Source organism: Streptomyces nymphaeiformis, assembly GCF_014203895.1.
Classification (GTDB): Bacteria; Actinomycetota; Actinomycetes; order Streptomycetales; family Streptomycetaceae; genus Streptomyces; species Streptomyces nymphaeiformis.
In genome coordinates this window covers 468333-494042 of the sequence record NZ_JACHJY010000008.1, presented here as the reverse complement: position 1 = coordinate 494042, position 25710 = coordinate 468333, and the positions used below count along the sequence as shown (strand labels likewise).

Annotated in this window: 26 protein-coding genes; 19 read left to right on the top strand and 7 right to left on the bottom strand. The window is 63.6% G+C overall.

Features of this window, described 5'->3' with window-relative positions:
- Positions 1 to 29: 29 nt before the first annotated feature.
- The 6 genes from GGE06_RS28290 to GGE06_RS28265 all read left to right on the top strand — a co-directional run bounded on the left by GGE06_RS28290 (position 30) and on the right by GGE06_RS28265 (position 6174).
- Positions 30 to 1094 (top strand): type III polyketide synthase, encoded by a 1065-nt coding sequence (locus tag GGE06_RS28290; protein WP_184932115.1) that lies wholly within the window; start codon positions 30 to 32, stop codon positions 1092 to 1094.
- A 27-nt stretch (positions 1095 to 1121) separates the two neighbouring features.
- On the top strand, positions 1122 to 1700 hold the full coding sequence (locus GGE06_RS28285) for an isoprenylcysteine carboxyl methyltransferase family protein (RefSeq protein WP_184932114.1): 579 nt from the start codon (positions 1122 to 1124) through the stop codon (positions 1698 to 1700).
- Complete coding sequence (locus GGE06_RS28280) at positions 1697 to 2713, top strand: NAD(P)/FAD-dependent oxidoreductase (protein ID WP_184932113.1); 1017 nt, start codon at positions 1697 to 1699, stop codon at positions 2711 to 2713. Before GGE06_RS28285 ends, GGE06_RS28280 begins: the two co-directional genes overlap by 4 nt.
- 94 nt (positions 2714 to 2807) lie before the next feature.
- Positions 2808 to 3707, top strand: a complete 900-nt coding sequence (locus GGE06_RS28275; protein ID WP_116157840.1) for an oxygenase MpaB family protein — start codon at positions 2808 to 2810, stop codon at positions 3705 to 3707.
- Positions 3708 to 4186: 479 nt separating this feature from the next.
- Positions 4187 to 4567 carry a hypothetical protein gene (locus GGE06_RS28270; protein WP_184932112.1) on the top strand — a complete coding sequence of 127 codons (381 nt, stop codon included), beginning with the start codon at positions 4187 to 4189 and terminating at the stop codon, positions 4565 to 4567.
- Positions 4568 to 5100: 533 nt separating this feature from the next.
- Complete coding sequence (locus GGE06_RS28265) at positions 5101 to 6174, top strand: hypothetical protein (protein ID WP_184932111.1); 1074 nt, start codon at positions 5101 to 5103, stop codon at positions 6172 to 6174.
- Between the two features lie 648 nt (positions 6175 to 6822).
- On the opposite strand, the gene GGE06_RS28260 is transcribed toward GGE06_RS28265, so the two are convergent.
- The gene (locus GGE06_RS28260) at positions 6823 to 7503 is read right to left on the bottom strand and encodes a hypothetical protein (RefSeq protein ID WP_184932110.1); all 681 of its coding nucleotides are present in this window, start codon (positions 7501 to 7503) and stop codon (positions 6823 to 6825) included.
- A 2-nt stretch (positions 7504 to 7505) separates the two neighbouring features.
- Positions 7506 to 8993: a hypothetical protein gene (locus tag GGE06_RS28255; RefSeq protein ID WP_184932109.1), complete on the bottom strand. Its 1488-nt coding sequence runs from the start codon at positions 8991 to 8993 to the stop codon at positions 7506 to 7508.
- 597 nt (positions 8994 to 9590) lie between these two features.
- On the opposite strand from GGE06_RS28255, the gene GGE06_RS43840 reads away from it, so the two are divergent.
- The 7 genes from GGE06_RS43840 to GGE06_RS28220 all read left to right on the top strand — a co-directional run bounded on the left by GGE06_RS43840 (position 9591) and on the right by GGE06_RS28220 (position 18439).
- Entirely contained in the window at positions 9591 to 10553 is a 963-nt protein-coding gene (locus tag GGE06_RS43840) for a single-stranded DNA-binding protein (protein WP_184932108.1), read from the top strand.
- 28 nt (positions 10554 to 10581) lie between these two features.
- Positions 10582 to 10923, top strand: coding sequence for a hypothetical protein (locus GGE06_RS28245; protein ID WP_184932107.1), 342 nt, complete (start codon positions 10582 to 10584; stop codon positions 10921 to 10923).
- A gap of 35 nt (positions 10924 to 10958) precedes the next feature.
- Positions 10959 to 11474, top strand: coding sequence for a hypothetical protein (locus GGE06_RS28240; RefSeq protein WP_184932106.1), 516 nt, complete (start codon positions 10959 to 10961; stop codon positions 11472 to 11474).
- A gap of 253 nt (positions 11475 to 11727) precedes the next feature.
- A complete protein-coding gene (locus GGE06_RS28235; protein ID WP_184932105.1) occupies positions 11728 to 14103 on the top strand; it encodes a type IV secretory system conjugative DNA transfer family protein in 2376 nt (791 codons plus the stop codon).
- 69 nt (positions 14104 to 14172) lie between these two features.
- A complete protein-coding gene (locus tag GGE06_RS28230; RefSeq protein WP_184932104.1) occupies positions 14173 to 15219 on the top strand; it encodes a replication-relaxation family protein in 1047 nt (348 codons plus the stop codon).
- On the top strand, positions 15216 to 16724 hold the full coding sequence (locus tag GGE06_RS28225) for a type IV secretory system conjugative DNA transfer family protein (protein ID WP_281402377.1): 1509 nt from the start codon (positions 15216 to 15218) through the stop codon (positions 16722 to 16724). The genes GGE06_RS28230 and GGE06_RS28225 overlap by 4 nt, the downstream gene beginning before the upstream one ends.
- A 65-nt stretch (positions 16725 to 16789) precedes the next feature.
- Positions 16790 to 18439 (top strand): Eco57I restriction-modification methylase domain-containing protein, encoded by a 1650-nt coding sequence (locus GGE06_RS28220; RefSeq protein ID WP_312883328.1) that lies wholly within the window; start codon positions 16790 to 16792, stop codon positions 18437 to 18439.
- 62 nt (positions 18440 to 18501) lie between these two features.
- On the opposite strand, the gene GGE06_RS28215 is transcribed toward GGE06_RS28220, so the two are convergent.
- On the bottom strand, positions 18502 to 19212 hold the full coding sequence (locus GGE06_RS28215; RefSeq protein ID WP_184932102.1) for a PaeR7I family type II restriction endonuclease: 711 nt from the start codon (positions 19210 to 19212) through the stop codon (positions 18502 to 18504).
- Between the two features lie 724 nt (positions 19213 to 19936).
- Here GGE06_RS28215 and GGE06_RS28210 point away from each other — a divergent pair.
- A complete protein-coding gene (locus tag GGE06_RS28210; protein ID WP_184932101.1) occupies positions 19937 to 20353 on the top strand; it encodes a type II toxin-antitoxin system VapC family toxin in 417 nt (138 codons plus the stop codon).
- Between the two features lie 611 nt (positions 20354 to 20964).
- On the opposite strand, the gene GGE06_RS28205 is transcribed toward GGE06_RS28210, so the two are convergent.
- The 4 genes from GGE06_RS28205 to GGE06_RS28190 are packed head-to-tail and all read right to left on the bottom strand — an operon-like array spanning position 20965 to position 22911.
- The gene (locus GGE06_RS28205; RefSeq protein ID WP_184932100.1) at positions 20965 to 21150 is read right to left on the bottom strand and encodes a DUF397 domain-containing protein; all 186 of its coding nucleotides are present in this window, start codon (positions 21148 to 21150) and stop codon (positions 20965 to 20967) included.
- A gap of 10 nt (positions 21151 to 21160) precedes the next feature.
- Positions 21161 to 22003, bottom strand: a complete 843-nt coding sequence (locus GGE06_RS28200) for a helix-turn-helix domain-containing protein (protein ID WP_184932099.1) — start codon at positions 22001 to 22003, stop codon at positions 21161 to 21163.
- A gap of 7 nt (positions 22004 to 22010) precedes the next feature.
- On the bottom strand, positions 22011 to 22532 hold the full coding sequence (locus GGE06_RS28195) for a DUF6879 family protein (RefSeq protein WP_184932098.1): 522 nt from the start codon (positions 22530 to 22532) through the stop codon (positions 22011 to 22013).
- Positions 22492 to 22911, bottom strand: a complete 420-nt coding sequence (locus GGE06_RS28190) for a hypothetical protein (RefSeq protein WP_184932097.1) — start codon at positions 22909 to 22911, stop codon at positions 22492 to 22494. Before GGE06_RS28190 ends, GGE06_RS28195 begins: the two co-directional genes overlap by 41 nt.
- Positions 22912 to 23093: 182 nt before the next feature.
- Between GGE06_RS28190 and GGE06_RS28185 the strand changes: the two genes are divergently transcribed.
- The 5 genes from GGE06_RS28185 (at position 23094) to GGE06_RS28165 (ending at position 25509) form a co-directional block, all read left to right on the top strand.
- Positions 23094 to 23348 carry a hypothetical protein gene (locus tag GGE06_RS28185; protein ID WP_184932096.1) on the top strand — a complete coding sequence of 85 codons (255 nt, stop codon included), beginning with the start codon at positions 23094 to 23096 and terminating at the stop codon, positions 23346 to 23348.
- Positions 23348 to 23614: a hypothetical protein gene (locus GGE06_RS28180; protein ID WP_184932095.1), complete on the top strand. Its 267-nt coding sequence runs from the start codon at positions 23348 to 23350 to the stop codon at positions 23612 to 23614. Before GGE06_RS28185 ends, GGE06_RS28180 begins: the two co-directional genes overlap by 1 nt.
- A 167-nt stretch (positions 23615 to 23781) precedes the next feature.
- Positions 23782 to 24024: a DUF397 domain-containing protein gene (locus GGE06_RS28175; protein WP_184932094.1), complete on the top strand. Its 243-nt coding sequence runs from the start codon at positions 23782 to 23784 to the stop codon at positions 24022 to 24024.
- A gap of 261 nt (positions 24025 to 24285) precedes the next feature.
- On the top strand, positions 24286 to 24591 hold the full coding sequence (locus GGE06_RS42835) for a hypothetical protein (protein WP_246532794.1): 306 nt from the start codon (positions 24286 to 24288) through the stop codon (positions 24589 to 24591).
- A gap of 15 nt (positions 24592 to 24606) precedes the next feature.
- Positions 24607 to 25509, top strand: coding sequence for a JmjC domain-containing protein (locus GGE06_RS28165; RefSeq protein WP_184932092.1), 903 nt, complete (start codon positions 24607 to 24609; stop codon positions 25507 to 25509).
- Positions 25510 to 25710: the final 201 nt, after the last annotated feature.

Genomic DNA, 25710 nt, shown 5'->3' with positions numbered 1-25710 from the left:
TCCGCACCAGGCAGTCACCAGGGAGTCCGATGACCCGGATTGCAGCAGTCCACGGAGTCCTGGCACCGCACCGGCACGCCCAGCAGGAGATCACCGACATGGTGGCCGGTCAGTGCCTGGACGCCGGCGGCGACCGGCGTGCTCTCGACCGCCTCCACCGCGGCACGCGGGTCCGCTGGCGCCATACGGCGCTGCCCCTCGACCGGTACGGCGAGTTGAAGGACTTCGGCGCGGTCAACGACGCCTTCCTCACCCATGCCCTGGAGCTCGGCGCCGAAGCCGTCTCCGGGGCGCTCGACGCGGCCGGCCTGTCCGCCCGGGACGTCGATCTGCTGCTGTTCACCTCCGTGACCGGCATCGCCGTGCCGTCGGTGGACGCCCGGCTCGTCGGACGGCTCGGGATGCGGCCGGACGTGAGACGGCTTCCCCTCTTCGGCCTCGGCTGCGTCGCCGGCGCGGCCGGCGTCGCCCGGCTCCACGACTACCTCCAGGGGTGGCCGGAGCACATCGCCGTGCTCCTCTCCGTCGAACTCTGCTCACTGACCTTTCAGCGGGACGACGCGTCCCCCGCCAACCTGATCGCGACCGCGCTCTTCGGGGACGGGGCCGCCGCGGCCGTCGCCTGCGGCACCCGAAGGCACACGGCGGCGGGGGCCGGTCCAACGGTGGTGGCGAGCCGCAGCCGACTCTATCCGGACACCGAACGCCTGCTGGGCTGGGACGTCACCGCATCGGGCTTCCGCGTCGTGCTGGATCCCGCCCTTCCCGAGGTGGTGCGCAAGAACCTCGGGGACGACGTCGATGCCTTCCTGTCCGATCACGGCCTCACGCGCAAGGACGTGACGGCCTGGGTCAGCCACCCGGGCGGGCCCAAGGTCCTCGACGCGGTCGCGGAGGCGCTCGACCTGCCGGACGACGCCCTCGACGTCAGCAGGCGTTCGCTCGCGGAGGTCGGCAACCTGTCCTCGGCGTCCGTGCTCCACGTCCTGCGCGACACGCTCGCGGAAGGCGGTCGGCCGCCCGCCGGAACCCCCGGCCTGCTGCTCGCCATGGGCCCGGGCTTCTGCACCGAACTCGTCCTGTTGCGCTGGTAGGAAGCAGGAAGGGAGAGACGAGGAGAGATGACCTGGTACGCCCTTCTGGTACTCGCGACCGGCGCCGAGCGCGTCGCCGAACTCGTGGTCGCCCGGCGGCACTCGCGCTGGAGCCTGGCGCGCGGCGCGGTCGAACACGGACGGCGGCACTACCCGGTGATGGTGGTGCTGCACACGGGCCTCCTCCTCGGCTGCCTGGCCGAGGTGGCGACGTTGCGGCCGCCGTTCCGCCCCGGCCTCGGCTGGACCATGCTGGCCGTAGTGGTCGCGGCCCAGGCCCTGCGCTGGTGGTGCGTGCGGACACTGGGGCCGCGCTGGAACACCCGGGTCCTCGTCGTGCCCGGTCTGCCTCTGGTCGCCGGCGGCCCGTACCGATGGCTGCGCCACCCGAACTACGTGGCGGTGGTGGCCGAAGGAGCGGCGCTGCCGCTGGTCCACGGGGCATGGCTGACCGCCGTTCTGTTCACGCTGCTCAACGCCGCGCTGCTCACCGTGCGCATCCGCTGCGAGGACGCGGCGCTCGCCCCGGCCTCCTCGGTGCCGCCCGGGACCGCCGCGGACGCCACGCGCCCGGCGCGGACCTCCGTACCCGGCGGACTCGCGTGATCGACCTCCTCGTCGCGGGCGGCGGGCCCGCCGGGCTGGCCACCGCGATCCATGCCGCGCTGACCGGTATGGAGGCCGTGGTGATCGAGCCCCGGCCCGGCCCGGTGGACAAGGCGTGCGGCGAGGGGATCATGCCCCGCGGCGTTCGGCACCTGCGCACCCTGGGCGTCGAACCGGCCGGCCACGAGCTGGGCGGCATCCGGTACGTCGACGGCGCCCACCGGGCGCAGGCTGCCTTCCGCGACGGCTCCGGCCTCGGCGTACGCCGCACCGTCCTGAGCGCCGCGCTGTACCGGCGGGCCTTCGAGCTCGGCGTCCGGATCGTGCCCGGCAAGGTCGGGGAAGTGCACCAGGGGCCGGAGTCGGTGACCGCCGCGGGGCTACGGGCCCGGTGGCTCGTCGCGGCGGACGGCCTGCACTCGCCCCTCCGCCGGGCGCTCGGCCTGGACCTGGCCGCCCCCGGCCCCCGGCGCTACGGCCTGCGGCGCCACTACCGCATGGCCCCGTGGTCCGACTTCGTCGAAGTGCACTGGTCCAGGCAGGGCGAGGCTTACGTGACCCCGGTCGCCGACGACCTCGTCGGCGTGGCCGTGCTGAGCACCGCCCGGCACCCCTACGCCACTTGTCTGGACCGGTTCCCCGAGCTGGCCGCGCGCCTGCACGAGGACGCGGCCGCGAACGCGGTCCGCGGTGCCGGACCGCTCAGACAGCGGGTGCGCGGCAGAGTCGCCGGCCGTGTCCTGCTCGTCGGTGACGCGGCCGGCTACGTCGACGCGCTCACCGGCGAAGGCATCGCCCTCGCGTTGGCGTCGGCCGAAGCGGCGGTACGGTGCCTGCGGGCGGGGCGGCCCCAGGAGTACGAGCGGGCATGGCGGCGCCTGTCGCGGCGGCAGCGGCTGCTCACCAGGGCACTGCTCCGGGCCGGCTCCCGGCCGGAGACCTCCCGCCTGATCGTGCCGGTGGCCGCCCGCATGCCGGGCGTGTTCGCGGCGGCCGTGCACGCGTTGCGGTGATCGTGCACGCGCGGCGGTGGTCGTGCACGCTCGCCCGGCGGGCCGGACGCCCACGGCCCGGGCGACGTCGCCGCGCCCGGCGGATACTGGTCGCATGGACGTGTCCGTGCCCTGGTTCGACCTCCGGGAACGACTCGGCCGCACGCTGTTCGCCCGTGTCGCGGGCCCGGAGGGCCCGGACAACCGCGCCCGCATCCACGGCACGCCGGGGCCCCGATGGTTCGGACCCGACAGCGCGATCCGTGCGGTGCACGGCGACGCCTCGATGTTCGTCGGCGGGCTCAGGGCCCTGCTGCTCCAGTCCCTCCATCCGCTGGCCATGGCCGCCGTCGCGGCCCATTCCGGCTTCCGCGGGGACCCGTGGGGGCGCCTCCACCGCACCAGCACGTTCCTCGCCGTGACGACGTACGGAACGGCGGACGATGCGCAGCAGGCCGTCGACGGGGTGCGCGCGGTGCACGAGCGCGTGCGCGGAGTGACCCCCTCCGGAGCGGCGTACCACGCCTCCGATCCGCATCTGCTCGGCTGGGTGCACGTCGCGGAGGTGGACAGTTTCCTGATCGCCCATCAGCGCTATGGCGCCCACCCGCTGGATCCCGCGGGCTATGACGCGTACGTCGCCGACACCGCCCGCGTGGCGGCCGCCCTGGGCGTGACCGACCCTCCGCGCGACCGCGCCGAGCTGGCCGAGCGGCTGGCCTCGTACCGGCCCGAGCTGTACGCGACGCGGGAGGCCCGCGAGGCCGCGCGCTTCCTCCTGCGCCACCCGCCCCTTCCCCGGATCGCCCGGGCCCCGTACGCGATCCTGGCTGCGAACGCGGTGTCGACCCTTCCGCGCTGGGCATGCGAGTCACTCGGTCTGCCGTACCCGCCGGCGGTGGAACGCACGGTCGTACGGATGGCCGGCCACGCCCTGGTGGGAACGATTCGATGGGCCCTTGGTTCGCCGGCACGCACGCGGGACGAGGAAGGACGGATCTCACGGTCTGCGTGAAATCAAGGCCCTCCCTTGCCACAACGGGCCCGCTGGGCCGTCTCGGCGCGTGGGCCGGGGCCGACCGGGGAAAGCGGGAAACCAGTGGCCGATCGGCCTTCCGTGGACGTGGACGTCGCCGTTCTGCTGGATGCGCTGCCACCGCTCAGGCAGCGCGAGGAGATCAGGCGCGCCCTGCTGTCCGGGGCCACCCCCGACGAGGTCAACGACCTGAACCTGACGGGCACCGCACCCGCCGGGGCCTTCACCGAGACGACCCGTCAGGTGCTCGACCTCGACGGCACGAGTGCGGAGCACCCCCAGCGGTTCAGCCCCGACAACCTTGTCTGCACGGTCCTCGGTCCGCCCGCACGGGCGGACCGAGCCTCGACTACCGGGGCCTCGGCCTCGACGGCACGTCCTTCCCGGCCACGGGCACCGACCTGCTCCAGGACAGCCGGCAGCGCGACCTCACCGTCAACACGCTGCTCTACGACCCCGTGCAGAACCTGGTCGTCGACCCGCTGGACAAGGCGCTCGACGACCTCGCCGCCGCCGACGGCAAGCGCCGTCTCGTCCCCGTGAACGCCTCGGCCGATCCACTGGTGCGCGCCGAAGTGCTCCTGCGCGGCGTGAAGTTCCGGATGCGCTGGGACGGACCGGACCTGGACGACGGGCCCCTGCGCGCATGGGCCCTGGCTCTGCCCCACGATCTGCTCGACCGGCTCGACCGGCGCGGCGAGGAGGCGTGGCACCGCCTGGCGGGGCTCTGGGCCCAATGTGTCCCCGACCCCATGTCCCCCGCGCTGGGGGAGGCGGTCCGCCGACTCGGAACCGTCGCCGCACAACTCCACGCACGATGCGAACGGGTCGGCAGATGACGGACCCGCGCCCCGAAGGGAGCGTCCTGCCCCCCGCACCGACCCCTCAGCGACTGGATCGCCCGCGTCCTGCCGGGCGCGCCGGGGCAGCCTCCCGCACTCGACCGCATCAACGACGGTGACGAACGCACCGACGCCCGCGCGTTGCCGCGGTTCCGCACACAGCCCTGGACGCGGACCAGCGCGGTCGTCGAGCGGGCCGGCGAGCTCCGCCGCGCCCTGGCACTGCGGGCGCCCGACGGGCAGGTGGTCGTCGAACTCGACGACCACGGCGCGCCCGTGCCCGTCTCGGAGCCGGGCACCGAGGTGGTCGCCCGTCTGGAGGAGCGGTGGGCCGACCCCCCGGCCCATCCGGAGATCGTCACCGGCCTTCGTTCCGAGAGCCTCGCGCTGCGCTACTTCCTCCTCCACCGGCTCACCACGAAACCCTCCCGCCACCAGGCCTCTTCCACTGTCTTCCCTGGGAGCGCGTCGACGCCGCGGCCCTCTCGGCCACCGCCCGACTGCATGCCGAAACCGGCTCCTCGCCCTCCTTGCCGATCCCGCCACCGGACGGAGAGCTGGGCCACTGGTTCACCCCGGCCGCTTCATCGCTGGCAGGCCCCCTTCAAGTTCTCGAAGCCGGCCTCCGCACCGAGCGGCCCGGCCCCTGGTTCGGCAGGGAGGCCGCGCACCTGCTGAGCGGCCTCCGCGCCGCGGAACCCGCGCGTCTGCCCGCCCCGACCCGGCACGCCCTGGCGGAGCTCGCCGACGCACTCGGCGAGGCGGACCGGGCGCCGCACCACTCCGCGCGGTTGGCTTCCGAACGGCTGACCGGGCTGCGACGCATCGAACCGATCGCCCTGACAAGGCGCCTGGACTCGGACTTCGTCCTCCGGGCGTCCTCGGGGGAACGGCGCCCCGGCCGCACCGAGTTCCTCGAGCAGTGGCCGGTCGCCGTGGGCCTCACCGTGACCGGCGGCGGACTGCTGGAGATCGAGATGGAGATCGAGGACCACCCCGTCCCGCCCTCCCGACGCCTCACCGACGGCGCGCTCTGCCATCCGGTGACCGTACGGCCGGGCACGGACACGGACACCGCCGGCTCCGGCCCGGGCATGCGGTACTGGATGGTCCTCGACACCTCCGAGGGCACACTGCACGGCTTCGTGGCGGTGCCCGCGCCGGACGCCACCTTCGAGGTCGATCTCGACGCACCGCCCGTGCCCCTGCGCTTCCTGGACCGGGTCTCCCGGGAGGAACTGGAGGCCTCGCTCCCCGCCAACGAACGTGTCACGCTGTCCCAGTGGCACCGGTTGATCGACGACCTGCCCCCGCACCACCCGGCCCACGCCGCCCTGACCACGGTCAACGCACCCCAGCGACCTGCCAGGGCCGCGGCGTCGGCCAACGCCTTCCTGGAGATCCAGACCGCCGCCCGCCAGCACCGCGAGATCGACCTCGACCACTGGGCCTCGGAAGAGGCCCGCCAAGCCCTGACCGCCTTGACCGCCCGGCGCGACGAACAGAACGCCAAGGCCGAGGTCCCCGGCCGCCGCGCCTACCGCAAGGCACAGGCGAACCTGCGGGCGGGGACGCAGACGTACGCGGTCGACGGGGATGCCTGAGGGGCATGCCACCGCATCGACTACACCCGGCGCTCGCTGTGGCGCACTTGACCGGTCGAGGTGCGCTTCAGCGCGGTCAAGTACGCCGGTCCCCCACCGGTCCCCGACAACTGATCAGGGGCCGTTTCAGATTGCTCTGAAACGGCCCCTGATCTGCGACTCTTTCGAGTCGGGACGACAGGATTTGAACCTGCGACCCCTTGACCCCCAGAAGCTGACGCCCAGTCCTGTCCGTCCGTCCAGTCCACAGGGTCAGGCAAACGTCCAGGTCAGAGCGGTCTGTCCCTGTGCGCGTGACGGAGTGCGTGATAAATCGGTGACACGCCAGCTCGCCTGTCTGATGTGCCCCACAGGGCGCTTGAGCCTCTAGGAAGCCAGGCACGCCCGTCGATCGATTCCTTGATCGTTTGGGCGCCCAGCGCGCGCCTAGGGGATCTACATGACCCGTCGAGGGGTATGCCCCGGATGACCACATGGGCCACCCGGGGCAGTGCGGCTCTGGTCGTACTGCGTCCCGCCGGGCGGGGCACCAGCGCCTATCCCGTGCACTCCAGTCCGGCACGGGCTGGCAGCAAGCTTAGTAGGCATCGGCTTCAGCTGGGGTCCATCACGAGCCACCGCACTCCGTCCGAAATATACGTTCTTTCATTATGTCTTCGAGAAGAGGACCGTCGCACACCCCAGCTTGTCGTGGGTAGTGTCGGATTCACAGGTAGCGCCATCCTTGTCCTCATGGTCCGGGAAAGCGCGGACTGTCAGTCGCGTAGCGTCGCTTCTTTCGATTACAAACTCGACTGACTGCTCGATATCCCCATGGTCGTCGGCATGCAGGACACTTCGGTAGAGCACGCCACCATTTAGTGTCTTTACAGCATCGAACGCCTCAGCTTCGACGATGAGCATTTTGCCGCCCTGGACTCCGTCGGCATGGACCGTGAAGCTAACTTTCTTTGGCGACCCAGGCACGACTGACAGATTCGTCACGTTGGGTCGTCCATTTCCAGTGGCCACCCGCGCCACGGCGGCGATGGCCAAAAACAACGCCAACATATAGACAATGGTGCCACTGCCGAGCAGCCACGCTTGCTTTCGATTCCCGCGCCTGTCATTACCTTGAAAGAGGGACCAGATGCCAAGAGCTACTGCGACAGCACCAAGGATGGCAATGCCAAAATAGAGCCATGGATCATTGTTGACCGCCGCCAGAAGTGAATCTTGAGAAATCCCGACAGCCGTGGCCACACCAGCAATAGCCACAAACGTTCCAGTCAACGTTGTCGTGACCTTACCGAGCCGCTCGTCCACTTTCTCATTCCGCATGTCCGGCATTCCTAGCCTCCCCATTTCACCTTACTGATCCCATAGAAGATCAGAGTAATAAGCCACAAAAACCCGAGCACACCTGCCGCTCCGTAGCGCCAATATTTATTGAGCCTCGTACTCAGAGTCGAGGCTTCTCGGACCAGCAGCAGGGCGGCCGCAATAGCCGAAGGAACGAGAATTACGGCAACATCGGTTCCAGAAAGGGAGTGACTTCTTCCACTCTCGAACCAGTTGAAAACGAAGATCAAGAAACTGATAAGGGCGGTACCGATCATAAACAGCACCGTCCACATCCCAACCGCAGCAGCAGGGGTCTGACGGAGTGGGAGTTCGAGCCACAGACGATTTGGGCGGTCAGCCTTTGAGTCATAGAATGCGACGATTTCTGGAGTCACTTCTGCCGCATCCGCCAATGCGTCAATTTCCCCGTATCTCTCATCCAGAACCCTCCAGCCGTCCGAGACGAACTCGACATTGGAGTCTGTGATTCGGCAGGTTACGTGGTTGGAGGAAGCGTCTCCATAGTTAATGAGCTGATGCGCTTTCTTTCGCCCTACGTCACTCAGCCACTTCCGGCTTCCTTCGCCAAAAGGTTCTTCCAGTCTCACCGCTCGCTTCTCGGAGGTCCTGATCATGAAAGGCCGCTCCAGTGGGACTACACACTCCACTAGGGCATCCCAGTGCCGGCCGTAGTCGGCATAAGTGGCAACAAATCTGCGATCCTCTGACACGGGATGCTCAGAGGAAAGGCGAAGAGAATTGCGGAGTTTCTCCAGCGTAGCGAGTATGACTGCGAGACTGTGGACGCCTCCAGCATCAAGGAACGGGAGAGCTAGCAAGGGGTTTTCGGACGGACTGTCGACATCCTGAGGTGCAAACTGCCGCACCAGTTCCCCTACAGATCGAGCAACGCACACCAAATCGTGGACATCACCCACTTCGAGAGGGTCTTTCCCGACAAGGGTTCCCAATCCCGTAGCATTTAGGTATGCAACTACTGGCTCGCGTTCCGAATCCAGGTCTTGGCGCAGTTGCTGCCACACGCCAGGGGCAAATGAACAAACCCTGCGCAGGAGGTCGTTCACGTCGGGTGCGAGTTCTTCACCGTGATGCGTGAGCATTAGGTGATTCAAATATTCGGCCTGAAAGTAACCGTGAGCTTCACGTGGCAGCAAATACGCTGGCTTTTCATCCACGGTTACCGCAAAGTCGAGCAGTGGCCCCTTAGGGAAGGTACCGATAGGTAGATACAACCGAGCATGTGTATGACCTCTCTTGATATACGGCCGAAGCATCCCAGCCAAATCCGCTGCTTGAACGGATCGACGCCTGTCTTCAAACAGTGCACTGGTTAGGTCAATCCGTTCAACTGCCCGCTGCCGCCATTGGCGAGGGTTCCCAAGGAGATCAAAAACGGCCCTATCTCGATTGGTTCCCGTCGCGAGATTTACTTCGGTTTGATCCCTTGAATCACCATTGGACACGGGCACGCTCATATCGGGCAACACCTTTCAGGGGTTCGCATGTCAGCCTATTCGACGCATCACTTCCCCGGCGGATGACAGTGGCGTCACATTTTCACCCACATGCCCACAGCGACCACTCACTTGGATTAATCCCTCCTCGTACGGTTTCGCAAATCTACCTATTGCACAAGCTGTCACTTGGTGTTACTATAGCCGTAACTATGAGCAAAGAGAGGAGGCTTTGCGAAAACCCGGAGTGTACGCAAGCACTGAAGGCGAAAATGAGCGAGCGTAGCAACGATCAGACTGCCGAGAGCGAGAGTCCCGATCTCCGACCAGTATGGCAAGCGCCTTTGTGGAATACTCCCAGCAAGGAACCTGTCAGAGAACCGTCGTTGACCACGAACGTCTGGCATATGAAGCTACCTAGCGCTGCGAAGACCCCTAAGGGGATTTTCAACTACCTTGCCGGCGCGAAGCATATCCGCTGAGTTTCGGTGGATGTAATCTGCCTTACATCTTCTCCCGTCCCTGCTCGATATAATCCGTTCTCATATGACAGAACGAGCAGGACAGAGATTTGACGGGGAAGCCGTCGCCAAGGCGTTAGGGACGAAGCCTCAAGAGGTGACCGATCCTGCCTACGGCGCCGGCCAGCACTTTCAGGTACAGACGGAGACCAACTATCTGAGCCTCGATACCTTCCCCGACAGCGGCGTCTCCCGCATCACGACCAAAGGCGCACGGATCGAGCTGTTCGGAGGGACGCTTCCTACCGTTGAGGACGAGGGCATCGTCTTCATGCAGAAGGACCAGGACCACGAGCACTCGACCGTTGCTCTGCATCCTGATGGCGCGCTGACACTGGGGTACCAGGTCGACACTGGTCCAGTCTCCGTCTCGGGGCTCCCCGATGACGTCGAGGACACCGCGCAGATCATCACCAACCACGAGGCTGTCCAAGCGCCAGCTGAGGAACCCGCAGAGTCCGAGGCCGCTCCGGTCGTAGTCGCCGGCCCCAAGCCTCCGGAGAAGGTTGCCGGCCAGGAGCGCATGGTGGGCGCCTTCCCTGACGAGCGTCCGATGATCCAGCCTGTTGCTGCGGTAGCGCCCGACACCACGAACAACGGTGATCTCCAGTCGGCGCCCAGGGTCCGAGGGTCCGCGCAGGCCGTCGGCGCACCCCAGGACGAGCACCCACTTGATCGAGCTGCCCGTATCAGAGCACAAGATCAGGCACGCAGAGAGCCCGCGGCCGATGACGCCGAGGCCAAGGAAGCTGATGGCCAGCGCGTAAAGCTCGTTGGTCGACTCGGCCGTAACCCCACCTTTCGAACGACCGCTTCAGGAAAGCTCGTTGGCAAGTTCCCCCTCGCCGTTCATCTGGAAAACGGCGAGACCCAGTGGCACGACATCCTCGCCTTTGGCGACCGAGCAGCAACGCTCCAGAAGCGAGCTGAGGCTGACGAGTTGGTCAAGGGTCGCGAGGTCGAGGTCGTGGGCTACGTCCACGAGCGGGAGTACAAAGCACGAAACGGTGAGACGAAGGTGGCGCGGGAGATCAACTCAGTTGCCGTGAAACGCCGCTGAGAGTGCACATCTTCAACGAGTTACGCCTATGAGAGAACACGAGGACCCCACACCAAATCCCGATGACGACAAGGAGCAAGACTCCCAGCGCGAGGAAGCCATCAGAGCCCTTGAAGCGGAGTTTGAGGAGCGCTTGCGCAATCGCGCAAACACCAACGATCTCGACTCAGTACGACGGGCGGGGGCCTTTTCTATTGACGAAGTCAGGACCTTCGCGCGCGAGAGAGGATTCCGCGATGAACAGATTGATGATCATCTTGATGACTTCATGGAAGTGTTGAACTCTTCTCCACAGGTACTCGTGCGCGGCGTGAGGCGACTCCGCGGCGAGGCGGGAACCGGTAGGCAGGGCGATACCTTTGACACTTGACTTTCACATGTCCGATATGAGATATAGAAAGATGTATGTCAGAAGGGGGAGAAGTACCAAGACCAACACCAGGTGCCGAGCAGGCTATTTCTAACGTTCGTGCAGAGCTAGCTCAAAGTGCGAATCCTCCTGAGGAGCCTAGTTTCTCGCCTGCTCCGGAGGGCAATCAGCCTCTGCGGGCGCACGAGGACTTAACACAGGAAGCCGAATCACACCGCGATCGATTCGAACGCATGTTGGCTCTTTCTGTCGACGGACAGCGTCAGGAGATTCGTACGAATGAAGATGGGTCCAAGACCGTCGTACGGTTCATAGAGAAGCCGCTTTACGATCAGGATGATCGTCGTCAGCTATTGAAGCTCCGCGAAGCGGCAGCCCTGGCTGGCGTCAAAGAGGCATTTGCACCTTTAGTTATTCCCGGAACCACGGGCGATCCGGTTGTTCACCTTGGCTATGAGGAGACCATCTCCAGGGATTCCCTCCCAGGACGCCTTCAAGATCCACCTTACGCGCATCCCGACCATGACGGAACGCGCGATACCCCACTGTAGTCGATCTATCGCTTTCCGTGTCCTATGTTGCGAAGTCACGAGAGGGGTCTAAGGTGGCAGGTATCCTCTTCTACTAGAGATAGTGGCACGAATAGAAGACAGAACATGACGGTTTTCGGCGAGGTCGGTTATGAATGACGTCGCGATCAATCGTGCCTGGTGCGAAAAGCATCCCGACTTTCTCCTTCGGTATCTTGACACGCTCCCTCAACCGAAGGTGTGGCCGGCGGTACATGAGTACGGTCGGCAAACCATGACCGCCGAGGAGAAGAAGTCGCTCCCGGGGACGATGAGTCTAATGACGGTGGCCACTCTCTACCTCCAGCACCGTCAGAAGACTGAGAAGGCAGGTACGTTCCATCTCAAGCCGCCGCTTCCTGACGAAGAGGTGCCGCCGTATCTTCGCGAACGTATCCCATGCATTAACGGTTGTGAGCGCACCTTCCGAATTGATACGTCCTTGAGGCGCGCGAAAGATGGGGTGGCTCCGGACGTTAGTCTAATAACAGAGTATGCCCCCGATGGCACGGGCACTTACCATGATTCCGCCCGGGTGAAGTGTCGTGTTTGCGATCTTGTTTATCGAGCACCGGCCTATACAGTCCAGAACCTGCGTGAACGGCTTCGAAACGGCGAGATTAAAGACAGCTTCTATGCAAAATGGTTGCGGGTGTTCGAGGCCGAGCAGGCCGAAGAGGACGCCGTTGCCAGGGTGACAACCATTGAGATTATCCTCGGGCAGAACCTCACAACCGACCAGCCGGTGACTGTGACCGCTGAGGAGATGTGCTCAGGCACCTACGTCCTTGGTACGCAGGGTGCCGGTAAGTCATCGCTCCTGGAGCAGGTCACTTACCAACGTATGGAGCAGTCAGATAGCATCATTGTGCTCGATCCACACGGTCAGCTTGTCGACAACATCATTGCTCGGATGCCCCAGGAACGTATTGAGGACACATACCTCCTGGATCTGACCGATACGCGCCTCTTCCCTTTCTGTCTCAATGTTTTCTATTGTGCTGACTGCACTGATGAGACCGAGCGAGCACGCACCCGTGGGCGGGTCCTCCGGGTGTTCCGTCGCATCTGGCCAGAAATTGAGTCAGGCCAGTACGCCGAGAAAATCCTTCGGTACGTTACAAACACCCTGATTTACAATCCGGACTGCACGCTAGCTGACGTTCCTGACTGGTTCCGGCACCCAAGAGCTATCAGCGCGGCGCTGCGCAACGTCGGAGATGCCCAGACTCGGGCCTTCTGGGAACACGATCTTCCCTCTTTGTCATCTCGCGAACGGTCGATACAGACCGAGCCGTTTCTCAACCGGCTGGGCCGGCTTCTCGCAGATGACTTGTTGCGTCGCCTGCTGTGTAAGCCTGGGCCGCCATTGGATGTGAAGTCCATCATTCGCGGGCGCCGGATTCTCCTAGTCAAGCTCCCCGTTGATAGTGACACCGCTGGCGAGGCTGCGAGCCTTGTCGGTGTCGCACTCTTCTCGCTTATCTACGCCGCTACCTTCGACGAGCAAAATAGAGACTGGCGAGACACCTACACCCTGATTGTGGACGAATTTCAGAATTTCGTTACAAACGAGTTCGTCAAGCTCTTTGTCGGTGGTAGAAAGTACGGCGCTAAGCTTGTGTTGGCCCATCAGTACACCAATCAACTCGACCAGCCGGGACTGGACGTCAACCGGCGCGGTGTCCTTACCGCTCGAAACGTGGTGGCCTTCCACACAACACCGTATGACGCCAGCGAGGTTGCTCCGCTTTTTGCTCAGCTGGACCAGCAGACAGACAACCTCGTAGCTGACGTTGTCGCCTCCTTGGAGCGTCACCCCAACGAGGCGGTAAAGCAGTTCGGCCTTCGTACCGCTAGCCCGTTGGTAAACGGCAGCAGGCTACAGCTTCATCGGTCATCTGCGACGGAAGAGGAGCCGTACACGATAGTCAACGGAAGGAAAATGTACTACAGCTCACATAGTGCGCGCCAGGTATATGACACCACTCAGTATCCGCAGCTCGATTTCGGATTCGGGACAGTGCCTTTTGACCCAGAGGATGCGAGACAAGTACGTCAGCAACTCAACAGTTTGCTCTATGAAGCCCAAAAGACAGGCCGAATAAATCCCTCCCACGAGAGTCGCTTCATTGAGGGAATGGCGACTCTCTCCCATAGGGAAGACTCGCACCTCCGTTCCGATGAGAAGACCCGGATGGAGGCCGATCTACGAGTTGTGATTGATGCCCTTATTAATGAACCACTCATTGAGCGCCTGTCGATAACCGGTGGCGGGGAGATTTTGACACAGCTTCCGGCGCTGCCCTCCCGGACGGCATTCGTCAAGGCCGGAGAGCGCACATACCAAATGGAAACGTACCCTCTGCCTCCCGAGGTAGACGGATCTACTGCGCGCAAACGCGTCGTCAGCCTTCTTGAGCGCACACGCTGGAAGTACTGCTCGACTCGCGAGGAGGTGGATGAGCGGATTGCATCGAGCCCATGCCGGCACTCGGGCGCAGGCGGACAGATGCAGCCACCCTCAGGACAATCACCGAAGTACGAAGTTAAACCACCATCTCCCGTGCCACCACAACCGCCGATACGCCGGAGGTCCCCGAGCCGATAAAGCGTCTTTCATACGGGAGTCTTACGGCCAGGACCAGAAGTTCTCACGCGCGTTTGGCAAAGTGACTCAATGAATGACTCACTGCCTATCCCCCGCGTCACGTCCGCCAGCCCGCTTCGTATCGGCGCTGCGGACGGCGAGATTCTGTGCTCCATCAACCGTTTCCAGTACATGACCGCCGCCCAGGTCGGCCGGCTGCTGTATCCAGATCAGCATGATGACAACCGGTACGTTCAGCGGCGTCTTCGTCGGTTGGCCGAGGCCGGATACGTTCTCAGACTCCGCGAGCTGCCAACGCCCCGCGTGGGCTCAGCCCCCCACGTCTTCACGCTGGCCGACAAGGGCCGGCGCTTCGTTTCCGGCCGCGGCAAGGCGCTCGCCAGCGCCTACTATCGCCCGTCTGAAGAGCGAGCCAAAGCTGAGGACAACCCCTTCATGGAGCACACCCTTGCTGCCATCGACGTGTTGGTTGCCGCCGAACGCTTGTGCCGCGAGTTCAACGTCTCGATGCCCCGGCTCGTTACTGAGCGCCAGCTGAAGCGAAGTCCCGTTCGTGTGCAGCCCGCAGGCCGGCCCGATGCGCCGCGGACGACCGTCATCCCGGACGCATGGTTTGAGCTCTGTGTAGGAGGCGAGTCCGTGTACATCGCCTTGGAGCTTGATCGAGGCACCGAGCAGCAGAAGCACTGGCGACGTAAAGTCGCAGCCCTCACGGCCTGGGCCGAGGGTCCGTACCGCCAGGTCTTCGAGGCCGATAACCTCACCGTGGCCGTTGCGGTGCCCGCCAAGGCTCGTCGGGAGCAACTCTCCGACTGGACGATCCGGGAGCTTGAGGCGATCGGGAGGACAGAGCTCGCCGACATCTTCCTTTTCACCAGCGTCTCCCCCGTGACGACCGACCCCTTCGAGCTGTTCTTCGGTCCCTGTTGGTACCCGGCTGGCGCAGATCGCCCCGTGAGCCTGCTCGATTCCCTGCCTGAAGCACCCGCAGGCGAAACGGTTCCCCTCGTTCGTCCTGAGCCGGTACCTCAGGAGCCGAAGCAGCCATCGAGTCCGCCCACCGTCACTTGGGCGCTCATGGACGAAGACAAGGAGGTGGAGTGGGAGCCTGAATGATCTTCTTCCCTGCTCGTTCACAGCCGCGCATCCCGCTTGGCACCTACCGGAGCTGGCTCTTCCCTCGAACGCTTTGCCTACCGCTTGAGGCCACCCGCACTCACATGCACGTCTTGGGCAAGACCGGCTCCGGCAAGAGCTACTTCCTTGCCTCGCTCTTCCTCTCCCTCTATCTGGCTGGCCAACCAGTTACCCTCATCGACCCCCATGGCGACCTGGCGCAGCTGGTGCTTGCTCACCTTGTGGCCCAGGGGCAGCTTCAAACACCAGACCAGCGGGAGCGGCTGCTCTACCTCGACATACCCGCAGCAGCCGCAGAGCAGCGGTACCTACCCTTCAATTTCCTTGCCCAGCCATACGACGACCACGCGATGGCCGAGCACGTCACGGAGGCCGCACGACGTGCCTGGCCGGAACTGGCGCACGGCGCCCCGACCTTCGAGAACATCCTCAAGCACTCAGTGGTGGCCCTGCGGCAGGCAGGACTCCCGCTCACGCGTCTCTCAGATCTGCTCACCGACACGGCCTTTCGTAACCAGATCCTCCTGACGCGTGTCCACGACCCGCAAGTCATCCGCTTTTTCCGGCTGCGCATGGACATGTGGGGACGAGACGCGCCCTTGATGAAGGAGTCCACCCTCAACCGGGCGGATCTCCTGACCCTCTCCCCCATCCTTCGTCACGCCCTTGGACATCAGGACAACGTCCTGGACTTCCGCCGGCTCATCGACTCGGGTACGTCGCTGATCGTCAACCTGTCCGTTGCCTCCCCAGACACGCGCCGGCTCTTTGGGTGTCTCCTCACTGTGGGCATGGAGACCGCAGCGCTGAGCCGCGCCAACCTTCGCGCAGCAGGCCGACGGCTCCGCACGCCCCACGTCCTCATGATCGACGAGTTCTCACAGTTCATGGCGCAAAGCGAGGAGAGCCTCACGCGCATGCTGTCTGAGACTCGCAAGTACAAGCTGTTCTGCGTCATGGCACACCAGAACTGGAGCCAGGCCTCAGACCGCCTCAAGGGAGCCTTGCAAAACGTCGGCATCGAGGCCATCTTCAAGGCAGGCCGCCCCGATGCGGAGTACTCGGCCCGGCTCTTCGGGACAGTCAACACCGAGGCCGTCAAGCACGTTGTAGCTGACGAGGCAGCGGAGAAACGGACGCACCCGACGTTCTACCCGCTCCCCGAGCAGTGGGAGCACACCACCCAGGAGATACAGCAGCTCGACGTCGGGGAAGCCTTCATCCGTCTTCCAGACGATCGCCTTCAGCGCGTTCACACCCCGCGTCTTCCTGACCTCCCGGCTACATCTCACGGCCTGGACGAGATCGAGCGCTACTACCTCGATCGGTACTTCGAGCAGCCGCAATCGGAGAGCACGGTTACGACGAGGCCCAGCATCGCCGGACTCTCCAACGTGAACATCCGCCGCCGGTCGGAGGGCTCAAAGTTGCGGCCACGTACAGGCCTCATCTATGCACAATCCGGACATAAGCGAAGAATCTGAAGTGACACCCGAGCCCTTGTGACCCCTTAGCATCTCGTACCGCCCGCCCTAGATAGGCTCCCCTGGTGAACCACAGCACCGCATTCGCACTCAGCGACCTTCCCTCGATCCCAGACACCGCCGTTGAGCATGGCGAGGTCTACACGAGGGACTGGGTTGTTGAGATGATCCTCGATCTTGTGGGATACACGCCGGACAGGGAACTGTCTTCGCTAGTGATAAGCGACCCCGCCTGTGGATCGGGGGCCTTCCTCCTCGGCATCGTTCGGCGCCTGAGTGCTGCCTGCAGGAAGCATGGGACTGATCTCCCCACCAAGGGGATCCGGGCGCTTGATCTCCTCAGCCGCAATGTGCAGGCTAGCCGCCTAGTCGTTGCCGACCTGTTGGTCAACGAAGGGTGGGATCGGGCCCACATCGAACCCCTGGTCGAGGGATGGATCCAGCAAGGTGACTACCTGCTTAGCGAGCCCCAGCCTGCTGATTTTGTCGTTGGTAACCCTCCCTACATCCGGCTTGAGGACGTTCCCGACGCTCGGATGAAGCTGTACCGGCAGAACCACGCCACGATGGTAGGTCGGTCAGACATTTATGTCGGCTTCTACGAGAGGGCACTCGGCTGCCTGACGCCCAACGGAGCACTCGGCTTCATCTGTGCTGATCGCTGGATGCGCAACCAATACGGACGCGAGCTGCGCCGTTTGGTCGGAGACCAGTTCAGCGTCGAGTTCGTCGCCATCATGCACGACGTCGACGCGTTCGAGGAGGTCGTTGCGGCGTACCCAGCCATTACGGTCATCCGGAAGCGTTCACAGAGCTCCGTCGTGGTTGCTCAGACCACCAAGTACTTTGATGCGACCCAGGCACGCGAACTCGTAGCGTGGATGGGCACTGACAGCCACGACCAGACCACCCAGGGTTATGATGCCGCCAGGCTGCCGGCCTGGTTCTCAGGAGGAGACTCATGGCCCGCAGGTAGCCCCGCGCGCCTTGAGATGCTCGAAGATCTCAATGAACGCTTCCCGCCCCTCGAAGACACCGGCGCCCGTGTCGGGATTGGGCTGGCCAGCGGTGCGGATGCCGTCTTCCTGACAGCGGACCCTGACCAGGTCGAGCACAGCCGAGCCCTGCCGATGAGCATGGTGCGGGACGCCCGCACTGGGACACTCAAGTGGGACGGCACGTACCTGGTGAATCCGTGGGAGGACGACGGCAAGCTTGTCGATCTCGACAGGTACCCAAGGCTTAAGGCCTACTTCGAGCACCACCGGGAAGCGCTGGCAGGCAGGTACGTCGCCAGAAAGAACCCTGCCCAGTGGTACAAGACCATCGACAAGGTCGATAGCTCGCTTACTGCCAAGCCGAAGCTACTTCTGCCAGACATGAAGCTCACGATCCACCCTGTCCTAGATGAAGGCGGGCATTATCCCCACCACAACCTGTACTACGTCGTGGCTGACGACTGGGACATGAGAGTCCTCGGCGGGTTGCTCCTCTCACGTGTCGCACAGGCCTTCGTGGAGGCGTATGCCGTGAGGATGCGAGGCGGCACGCTACGTTTTCAGGCGCAGTACCTCCGACGCATCCGAGTACCGCGGCCTGAGTCGATCAGTGAGGCAGACGCACAAGCGCTCATTCGGGCCTTTGACCGTCGTGACACCGAAGCGGCAACCACGGCGGCATTGCGGGTCTACGGACTCGATCACCTGCCTTCTTGAGTAGCAGCCTGTGGCGGAAGGACCTCAAGAACAGCAGGCCTTCCGCCACATGGAGCCTGGTCCTACAGCCCAGACTCTCGCTTGATGTGCTCGTTGAGCGACTCGATGAACCTGGAGAAGGTCAGTTCGTCGTCCGGTTGCGTGATGGGACGCTCCACGTCCTTTGGGGCCAGGACGAAGCACGCCGCGTCGTACAGCTGGTCCTCAAGGAGACGCTTACACAGGAGTCGGTAGCGCTCTGCGTACGAGGGGCGCCCTTCGAATGCCGGACTCGCCTTGAAGGCCGGCTTAAAGTCCCTACTCGCCGGTTTGGTGGCTCCTTCAGCATCTTCCAACACGAAGACATACCCCAACCAGGGGCGGGCCGGGCCCATGAGACCCTTCTCGATAGCACGGCGTGTATCAACCGCACTCCCGATCGCTTCTTCGGTCCGATTGTTGAAGTTGTTTCCGAACGAGCCCGATTGAGACTTGAACTCGATGGCTGCCACAAGCTGACCGCCGACCTTCACCACCAAGTCCCACTGCTTCGTGGGCCGGTAGTAGCCGGGCAACTCCGCCTTCTTGCCCAAGTAGATAGAGCTCTGCGGGTAGTTCAAGACCTCAGTGAAGTGCCTGACCATCAGCAACGTTAGTGCGTCAAGATGGGCGCCACCCGTGACGGAACCTCGTGTACCGGCATCCTCCCTGCCTTCGGCGATCTGCTTAGCGGCCTGCTCCGCCCGCTTCTCCCAGAATGTACGTACCGCGGACTCGAAGCCATCGTTCGTCAAGGAACAGAACCCTCCCCGTCACCCTTGCCCAACCCCGCCAACTCGCCAGCTCCACAGCGGCGTGGCCGGAGTGGGACCTCATCTGATCAGACAAGACCCATGGTAGGACACGAGGCTGACATTTGGTCAGCAACCGTGGATTCTAGGTGAGCCCGAGAGGAGACTGGGAAGGGTGTAAGCCTGAATCCAGAGGATCACTTCAACTTTGGCTAGCAGCAGTTCGGTTGAGGAAGCAGGACGACCTGACGCGGAGTCCTCGGCGCGCCTCGTGAGCAGCTCGACGTCGGCGAAGCTTCTGCCCAGCGCGCCTCACGGCCTGGACGAGGTCGAGCGCTACTACCTCGATCGGTACTTCGAACCGTCGCCTCCCATCGCGACCACAGCCGTACCCACCGCGCAGGCTCCTGTCGTCATTCGCCGAAGGCCCCAGCACCCAGAATCGACAGCTCTCCCCCACTGCCAGAACCGTTTCCTCGAACCCTCGCCGCAAAAGCAGACGTTGACTTTTCGGTGCCCGATTTGCTATAAGCAAGATATATGTTACAAACGTCTTTGCATATCGAACATTCCGAACGGCTTCGGCGCGAGTTGCACGCCCCTGTCTCGACTCGTCACAAACCACGGGAAGCCGCCGGTGATGCGATGCTGCGGTTGGCAAAGCTAGGTGAAGACCTGAAGGTTACGGGCCCTGCCGATCTATCGTCTCGCATCGACGACTACCTGTATGGAGAAGAGTAGATCGCAAACCATCATTGCTGATACCAGCGGACTTGTATCTCTTTTCCATCCCCTGGACAGTAATCACGCACTAGCCGTCAAGGCCGCCGAACAGCTGCAGGACAGCGATGCCACAATGTTGGTACCGATCGCGGTCTATCTGGAGTTACTCAACATCCTCGGTCGGATAATGGGACACGAGATAGCAGCGCGGGTAGCCGAGGAGCTTTCAGACCACTTCGTGATCCTCAACAACATCAGCTCCGCTTCTCTACTGGCTTCATTGAAGATCTTCTCTGACGTCCCCTCCGGGGTTAGTCATACGGACTGCTTGGTCATGGCCTCTTGTGATGAGTACGGCACGAGCGACATCTTCGGGTTCGATAAAGCGTTTGTCCGCCTTGGTTACCGCATCATCACCTAGTCATCAGATTTGGTGTGAACTATCTCTTCTCTTCCTCCCTTAATTGACGGCCTCTTGCGGCTTCCCCTCTCGGGTCAAGGGACGGTGGAGGTACGGAGCCGGCGTGCGTAGCCCTTGACGCGCAGGGAAGCCTCGGCATCATGACGTCATAAGGAGGGGAAGACCTGTAGCCGGAGGCCTCACGAGAGTGCCATGTCGCAGAAGAAATGTCTGGCGACGGGGTTTTGAGGCTGTGGGAGTTGATATCACCTATCGCTCGTCCCGTAGTGTCTCTACTCAGCCTTGATAGGACACCGAAAAGAGGGATCGTGAGAGTGTCAGGTGGCGAGTAGGGACTAGTCCCATAACTGGCCCTGAGGCTTTACCCACCTGCCTCGCGTCGGGGCCCTAAGCAGGAAGACCTCATCGGGCACTGAGGACAGCTGTGATGCTGCCCGATTTCACAAGTGTGCGGTCTCCCTGCTCCCAACACGATGCAGGCCACCGGCCAAACCCTCAGGGCAGCCAGCTGGCGTTGCGAGGAGCCAGGGCCCAACCCGGGGGACGTCCGCTCACGAAATCGACGGAAGGTCGGTTCGGGGTCCCCTTCCCGAGCCACGCCCTGGCAGGCTTTAGCCCTTGGTTCCCTTGCTGAATTCCACGAACACAGCCCAGGTAGCCGGCCGGAGCTTCATCCTGCCGCGGTCCTTGGCCTTCGAGTCTCGGACTTGGACCATCGCAGGATCGTTGTCTGCGACCTCAACGCAGTTTTCCGTCCCGGTGTAGGAGCTCGTACGCCAATTCGGCTTGTCAGTCATGCTTTCCCTCCTAGTGCTCAAAGTGTGCGTGAGCGGCCCGTATGAGTGCCCTGGCCGGCTCTCCGTATACGGCTGATTGCTTCAACAGGGCGAACGCCTTCGTGTAGAGATCGATTTCCCGAGGCTGGGTTACTGACATCTCCGCGGAGAACGTCTCCACCAGCACGAGCTTGTCGTCAAACATCGAGAACGAGTGCCCCAGCCAGACCCTGGTTGATGCGGCCTTGGGCACGATGCCCAGGCTCACCCGTGCCAGACCCATCAGCGCCGTCAGACGGTCGAGCTGGGACCGCATTACCGCCTTTCCCCCGACATTGGAGTACAGGGCCTGCTCGCCGAGCAGCACGTTGTAGACCCGATTCCCCTCGTAGAGGTACCGCTGTCGCTCCAGTCTCCTCGCGACCGCGGCCTCAGAGTCGTTGGGGAACTCGTAGAAGCTGACGGCCTGATCGAACACGGCCGCGGCATAGTCGGCGGTCTGGAACGTGCCCCAGATCATGTTGGGCTGCCAGATCCGGAAGACCCTGGTCCTGTCATAGACGGGCAGGGCCTTCTTCTGTCGGGCCTCGGCTCCGGTCTTGAGCTGCCGCCGCCAGTCCAGCCATAGCTCGTCGATGTGTCGAACCGTGGCGACCAGGTCTGGGACGTGCTCTTGCTGGCCGGTCTTCTCGCACCAGTCCTTGATGTCCTGCTCGCTGGCGTTCTGCTTTCCGTGCTCAAGCCGAGAGATCTTCGACTCTGGCCAGCCGAGTGCGTAGGCCAGCGCCCGGCCGCTCGTGAATCCCGCGTCTTTCCGGAACGCACGCAGCCGGGCACCCAGTGCCTCGCGTACCTCTTGTGCTTGATTGCTCACCGGTCTGTCAGGGCTTGTACTCGCTATGCGGGGTGGCAGCGCTCCAGAGGGAGTCCCGGATGGAGACGCACTGCGCCACGGTCGACGAGTCGTCGATCAGTTCTGATCCCAGGACTCGCCCGTTCTTGTCGAAGTGGCCGACGGCAAGGATCTTGTCGTCGAAGAGCCACCAGTCGTTGCCCCCAACCGGAAGGGTGTGGCGAGGCAATGTGGCTCTGGAGATCCAGCGGATTTGCTCGCCGGCCCCCACGTTGATCGGAGTGGTGGCGTACTCCCACTGAATGTAGGGACTATGCGGCTCGGTCACGACGCGTACTCGACGTACGGTCCTTCCCTTACTCGTCACCCGCCTCACCATGGCAAGCCACGGTTCCATGTAGGAGTTGTCCACCTGCTCGCCACGGAGCCAGCTCGCGTACGGGCCGTCCTCGTCAGGGACCGAGTAGTCGTCCCTCAGCTCCAGATGGAAGGCATCCCTCTTGAAGCTCTCAAAGAGCCGGTTGCGCTCGGCGCTGGAGATCAGCTCCACGCGGTTCCTCCAGTAGGGCGGTGATCGCGGCCTTGGGTACCTCGACCACAGTCTCGTAGTCCGGGATCTCCATCTGGGCCAGGGCCTCGGCGTCGGTGACTTCCCTCCCCTGGACGATGAACGTACCGCCAGGCGTGAGGATCATGATCGGGTCCTCCAGGCGCCGGATCTCCCCGGCCGGCAGGCCGTCCTTCGTCAGGTGCTCGAACAGCTCCGTCGGCACCTCCACGGCCGTATCTCCCTCAGGGATGTCCAGCTGCGTGAGGAGGTCGTTCGCGAAGATTTTCCACCCTTGCACGAGGTACGAGTCCCGGTCGGTTGCGTAGAGCGTGGGGCAGTCCCCGATGTTGGAGTTCTTACCAAGGAACCGTAGCTTCATGGTCGTTCTCCTGTCTGCTGCCTTGCGTCAGTTTGCGCGACACACCGATAGTCGACCCGGCGTTCGGGCCCGTCAAACGACTTGCTGCAAACTCACGCAATCTTCTTGGAGGTTGCTCAGACGTCGCTCTACGTTCCTCTCGAACCCAAGCGGCGGCAGAGACGAATGACTAGGGGTCACCCATGACGGCGACGACCAGCAGAACTCCCATCGAGACGGCGCAGACCATCGCGAGGAACGCTGTCCCCGAGGTGCGCGAGGCCCTGGCTCTCATGTGCATCCCGGCGGCGGTCGATACCGGCGAGGTCATCGACGGTCACGGCACGGTCTGCTTCATCATGCGCTCCGGGGATGCCTACGAGTTCGCCCGTTGGGCGCGAACCCACGCCACGGAGGACGAGCACGCCCTCCACAACGCCACGAAGCAGGCGCGCTGATGTCTCAGCAGGCGGAAAGGCCGCCCCGCGGACCGCTCGGGACGCAGGGCTATGTGGTCAGCCCCGGCCAGATCAAGATCGGCGACATGGTCGGCTTCGACGGCGTGTTCTTCGAGATCACCGACATGGCAGGTGGGACGGCTCATAAGGCCCTTCACTTCCGGGACCGGGAGCCCATCACTGTCAGCGGCCCCCTGCTGGTCTTCCGCAAGATCGAGTACACCCCGGTTCTCGGCGAGATGGTCTACAGCCGCCCCAGCGCGTAACCCAAAGACACCGGCCCGGCAACGCAGCCCCCCCGTACTGCCTGCCGGGTCGGGCAAAGTCCCGTCCCCGGTGATGTCCGGCAAGACCGGCCGAGGGCGGGTCATCACGGCAAGCCGGCCCGGAGACCGATTCTCCGAACGTCTGACGCACGAAGGAGTTTCACTTCATGGCTCAGAACCTCTACGCGGTCCCGATCGAGGGGGCCACGTTCCAGAACTTCTGCGGCGGGAACCTCGGCGGCGAGCACGAGTCCTGCATCGATCTGGCGGCCATCCCCGGTGTCACGGACGGATACGTCCTCCGTGACACCAAGCCCGAGGGCGCCGGCCATGAGCTGCGCGCCACGACCGCCGAGATGGACGACCTCGTCCTCGGCTACGCCAAGATGAGGGGCCTCTCCCTCAGCTAGCCGCGGTTCGAGTCTCCGTAAAGGGGCCACCCCATCCGAACTGGGGTGGCCCCCCACCTCAGATTGTAGGAAGGGCACTCTTTGAGCTGGCACGGTCATTGGCATGGGTACGGATGGACAGGTACTCCCGTCAACTACGCGCGGGAGGGCAACCGCCGGCCTCCGTACCCGGTCCCCCCTCCGCCTGAGGCCAAGGAGGAGGAGAAGGTTCGGTACCGGGATGCTGCGAATGAGTTCCTGACCTCCAACCTGCCACCCCTGATGACTGGCCACTGGCTTCTTAAGCGCAACCAGAGCGCGGCGGACTGCACCTGGACCAACGCGGATGTTGCCCTGGCATGGCTGACGAAGCGCTACCAGGAGAGCCCGCCGTTCGAGCGCGAGGACGGCAAGGTGGCCTACTGCGCCCTGGATCAGAAGTTGGAGTACGCCGCGGACGTGCTCCCTCGCGGCGTCGATGTGAGCTGGGTGCACTACACCCGATCACAGAGCATGGTGTCGCTCTCCGTTGTGTGTTGCCCGAACCACTTCCACCCGGACATCCCCTGCCCGCTCCCTCCCTCCTGAGCCGAAGGACGAGCTATGTCACTGCGCCTGTTATTGCCCGAGGACGGTGTAGCCGAACTGATGCGCTCGTGGCCCGACGAACCGCGTGTGTTCGAGCGCGGCAAGGCGGCGCTTGATGAGACGGTCACCGCGGAGACCATCCGGGGCTATGTGTACAGGGGGTGTGTCCCGGCCGACGAGATCGCGGTCGTCAAAGCCCCCTCCCCCTCGCTGAGTCAGAAGGCATACACGACGGATGGCCGGACGGACCGCGCGAAGCTCGCCCGGCTTTACGAGGGTGGGTACACCATCCGTCTTGGCAACCTTCAGCGAGTCATCCCGGCCCTGGCTCAGGTCTCCCAGGACGTTCAGGCGGAGACGGGCTACTCGAACTACGTCCACGCGTTCCTGACTCCTCCGGGAAACCAGGGGCTCCGGCACCACTGGGATCAGCAGATGGCCGTGATCGTCCAGATCGCCGGCACGAAGCGGTGGCAGCTCTGGCGCCCTCCTGTCGAGGCCCCCATGCGGGAGTACAACGAGAGCTGGCGGGTCTGGCAGGAGGACTTCATCCCGAGGTGGGAGGAGTCTGGTCCGGACGTGCAGGTGGATCTGAAGGCCGGGCAGTCTCTCCTGCTTCCTCGCGGGTGGGTCCACAACCCGCACGTCCTGGACTCTGACGAGCACAGCATTCACCTGACGTTCGCAATCCGCGAGCGCACTCCCCTGTGGCTGGCCGAGAAGCTCGTGGCCAGCGCGATCGACAATCCTGACTTCCGCCGCATCCTGCGCCCCGGCCAGTTGGGCGGGGACGGGCTCGACCAGCAGCTCGTCCAGGCGCGTGACGCACTGATCCAGCATCTTCAAGGTCTCGACCTGTCGGATGTGGCGGCGGGCGTGCGTAAGGCGGCACTGACGGAGCTGGAGTACTCCACCTGACCTCAGTGAGTGCGTCAGAACGTGGCCGGCTGTGACCCGACGGAAATAGCTACGGCCACACCACCCATCGGGCCATTGCTCGCGCTCGCCAAGTGCTGGGCTCCGATAGGGCGTTCCATTTATTGCATATTGACATGTTCATACCAGATTGTTTATTCTGGTATGAACTAAGAAATGCATCGAAACAACCCGCTTGGGATT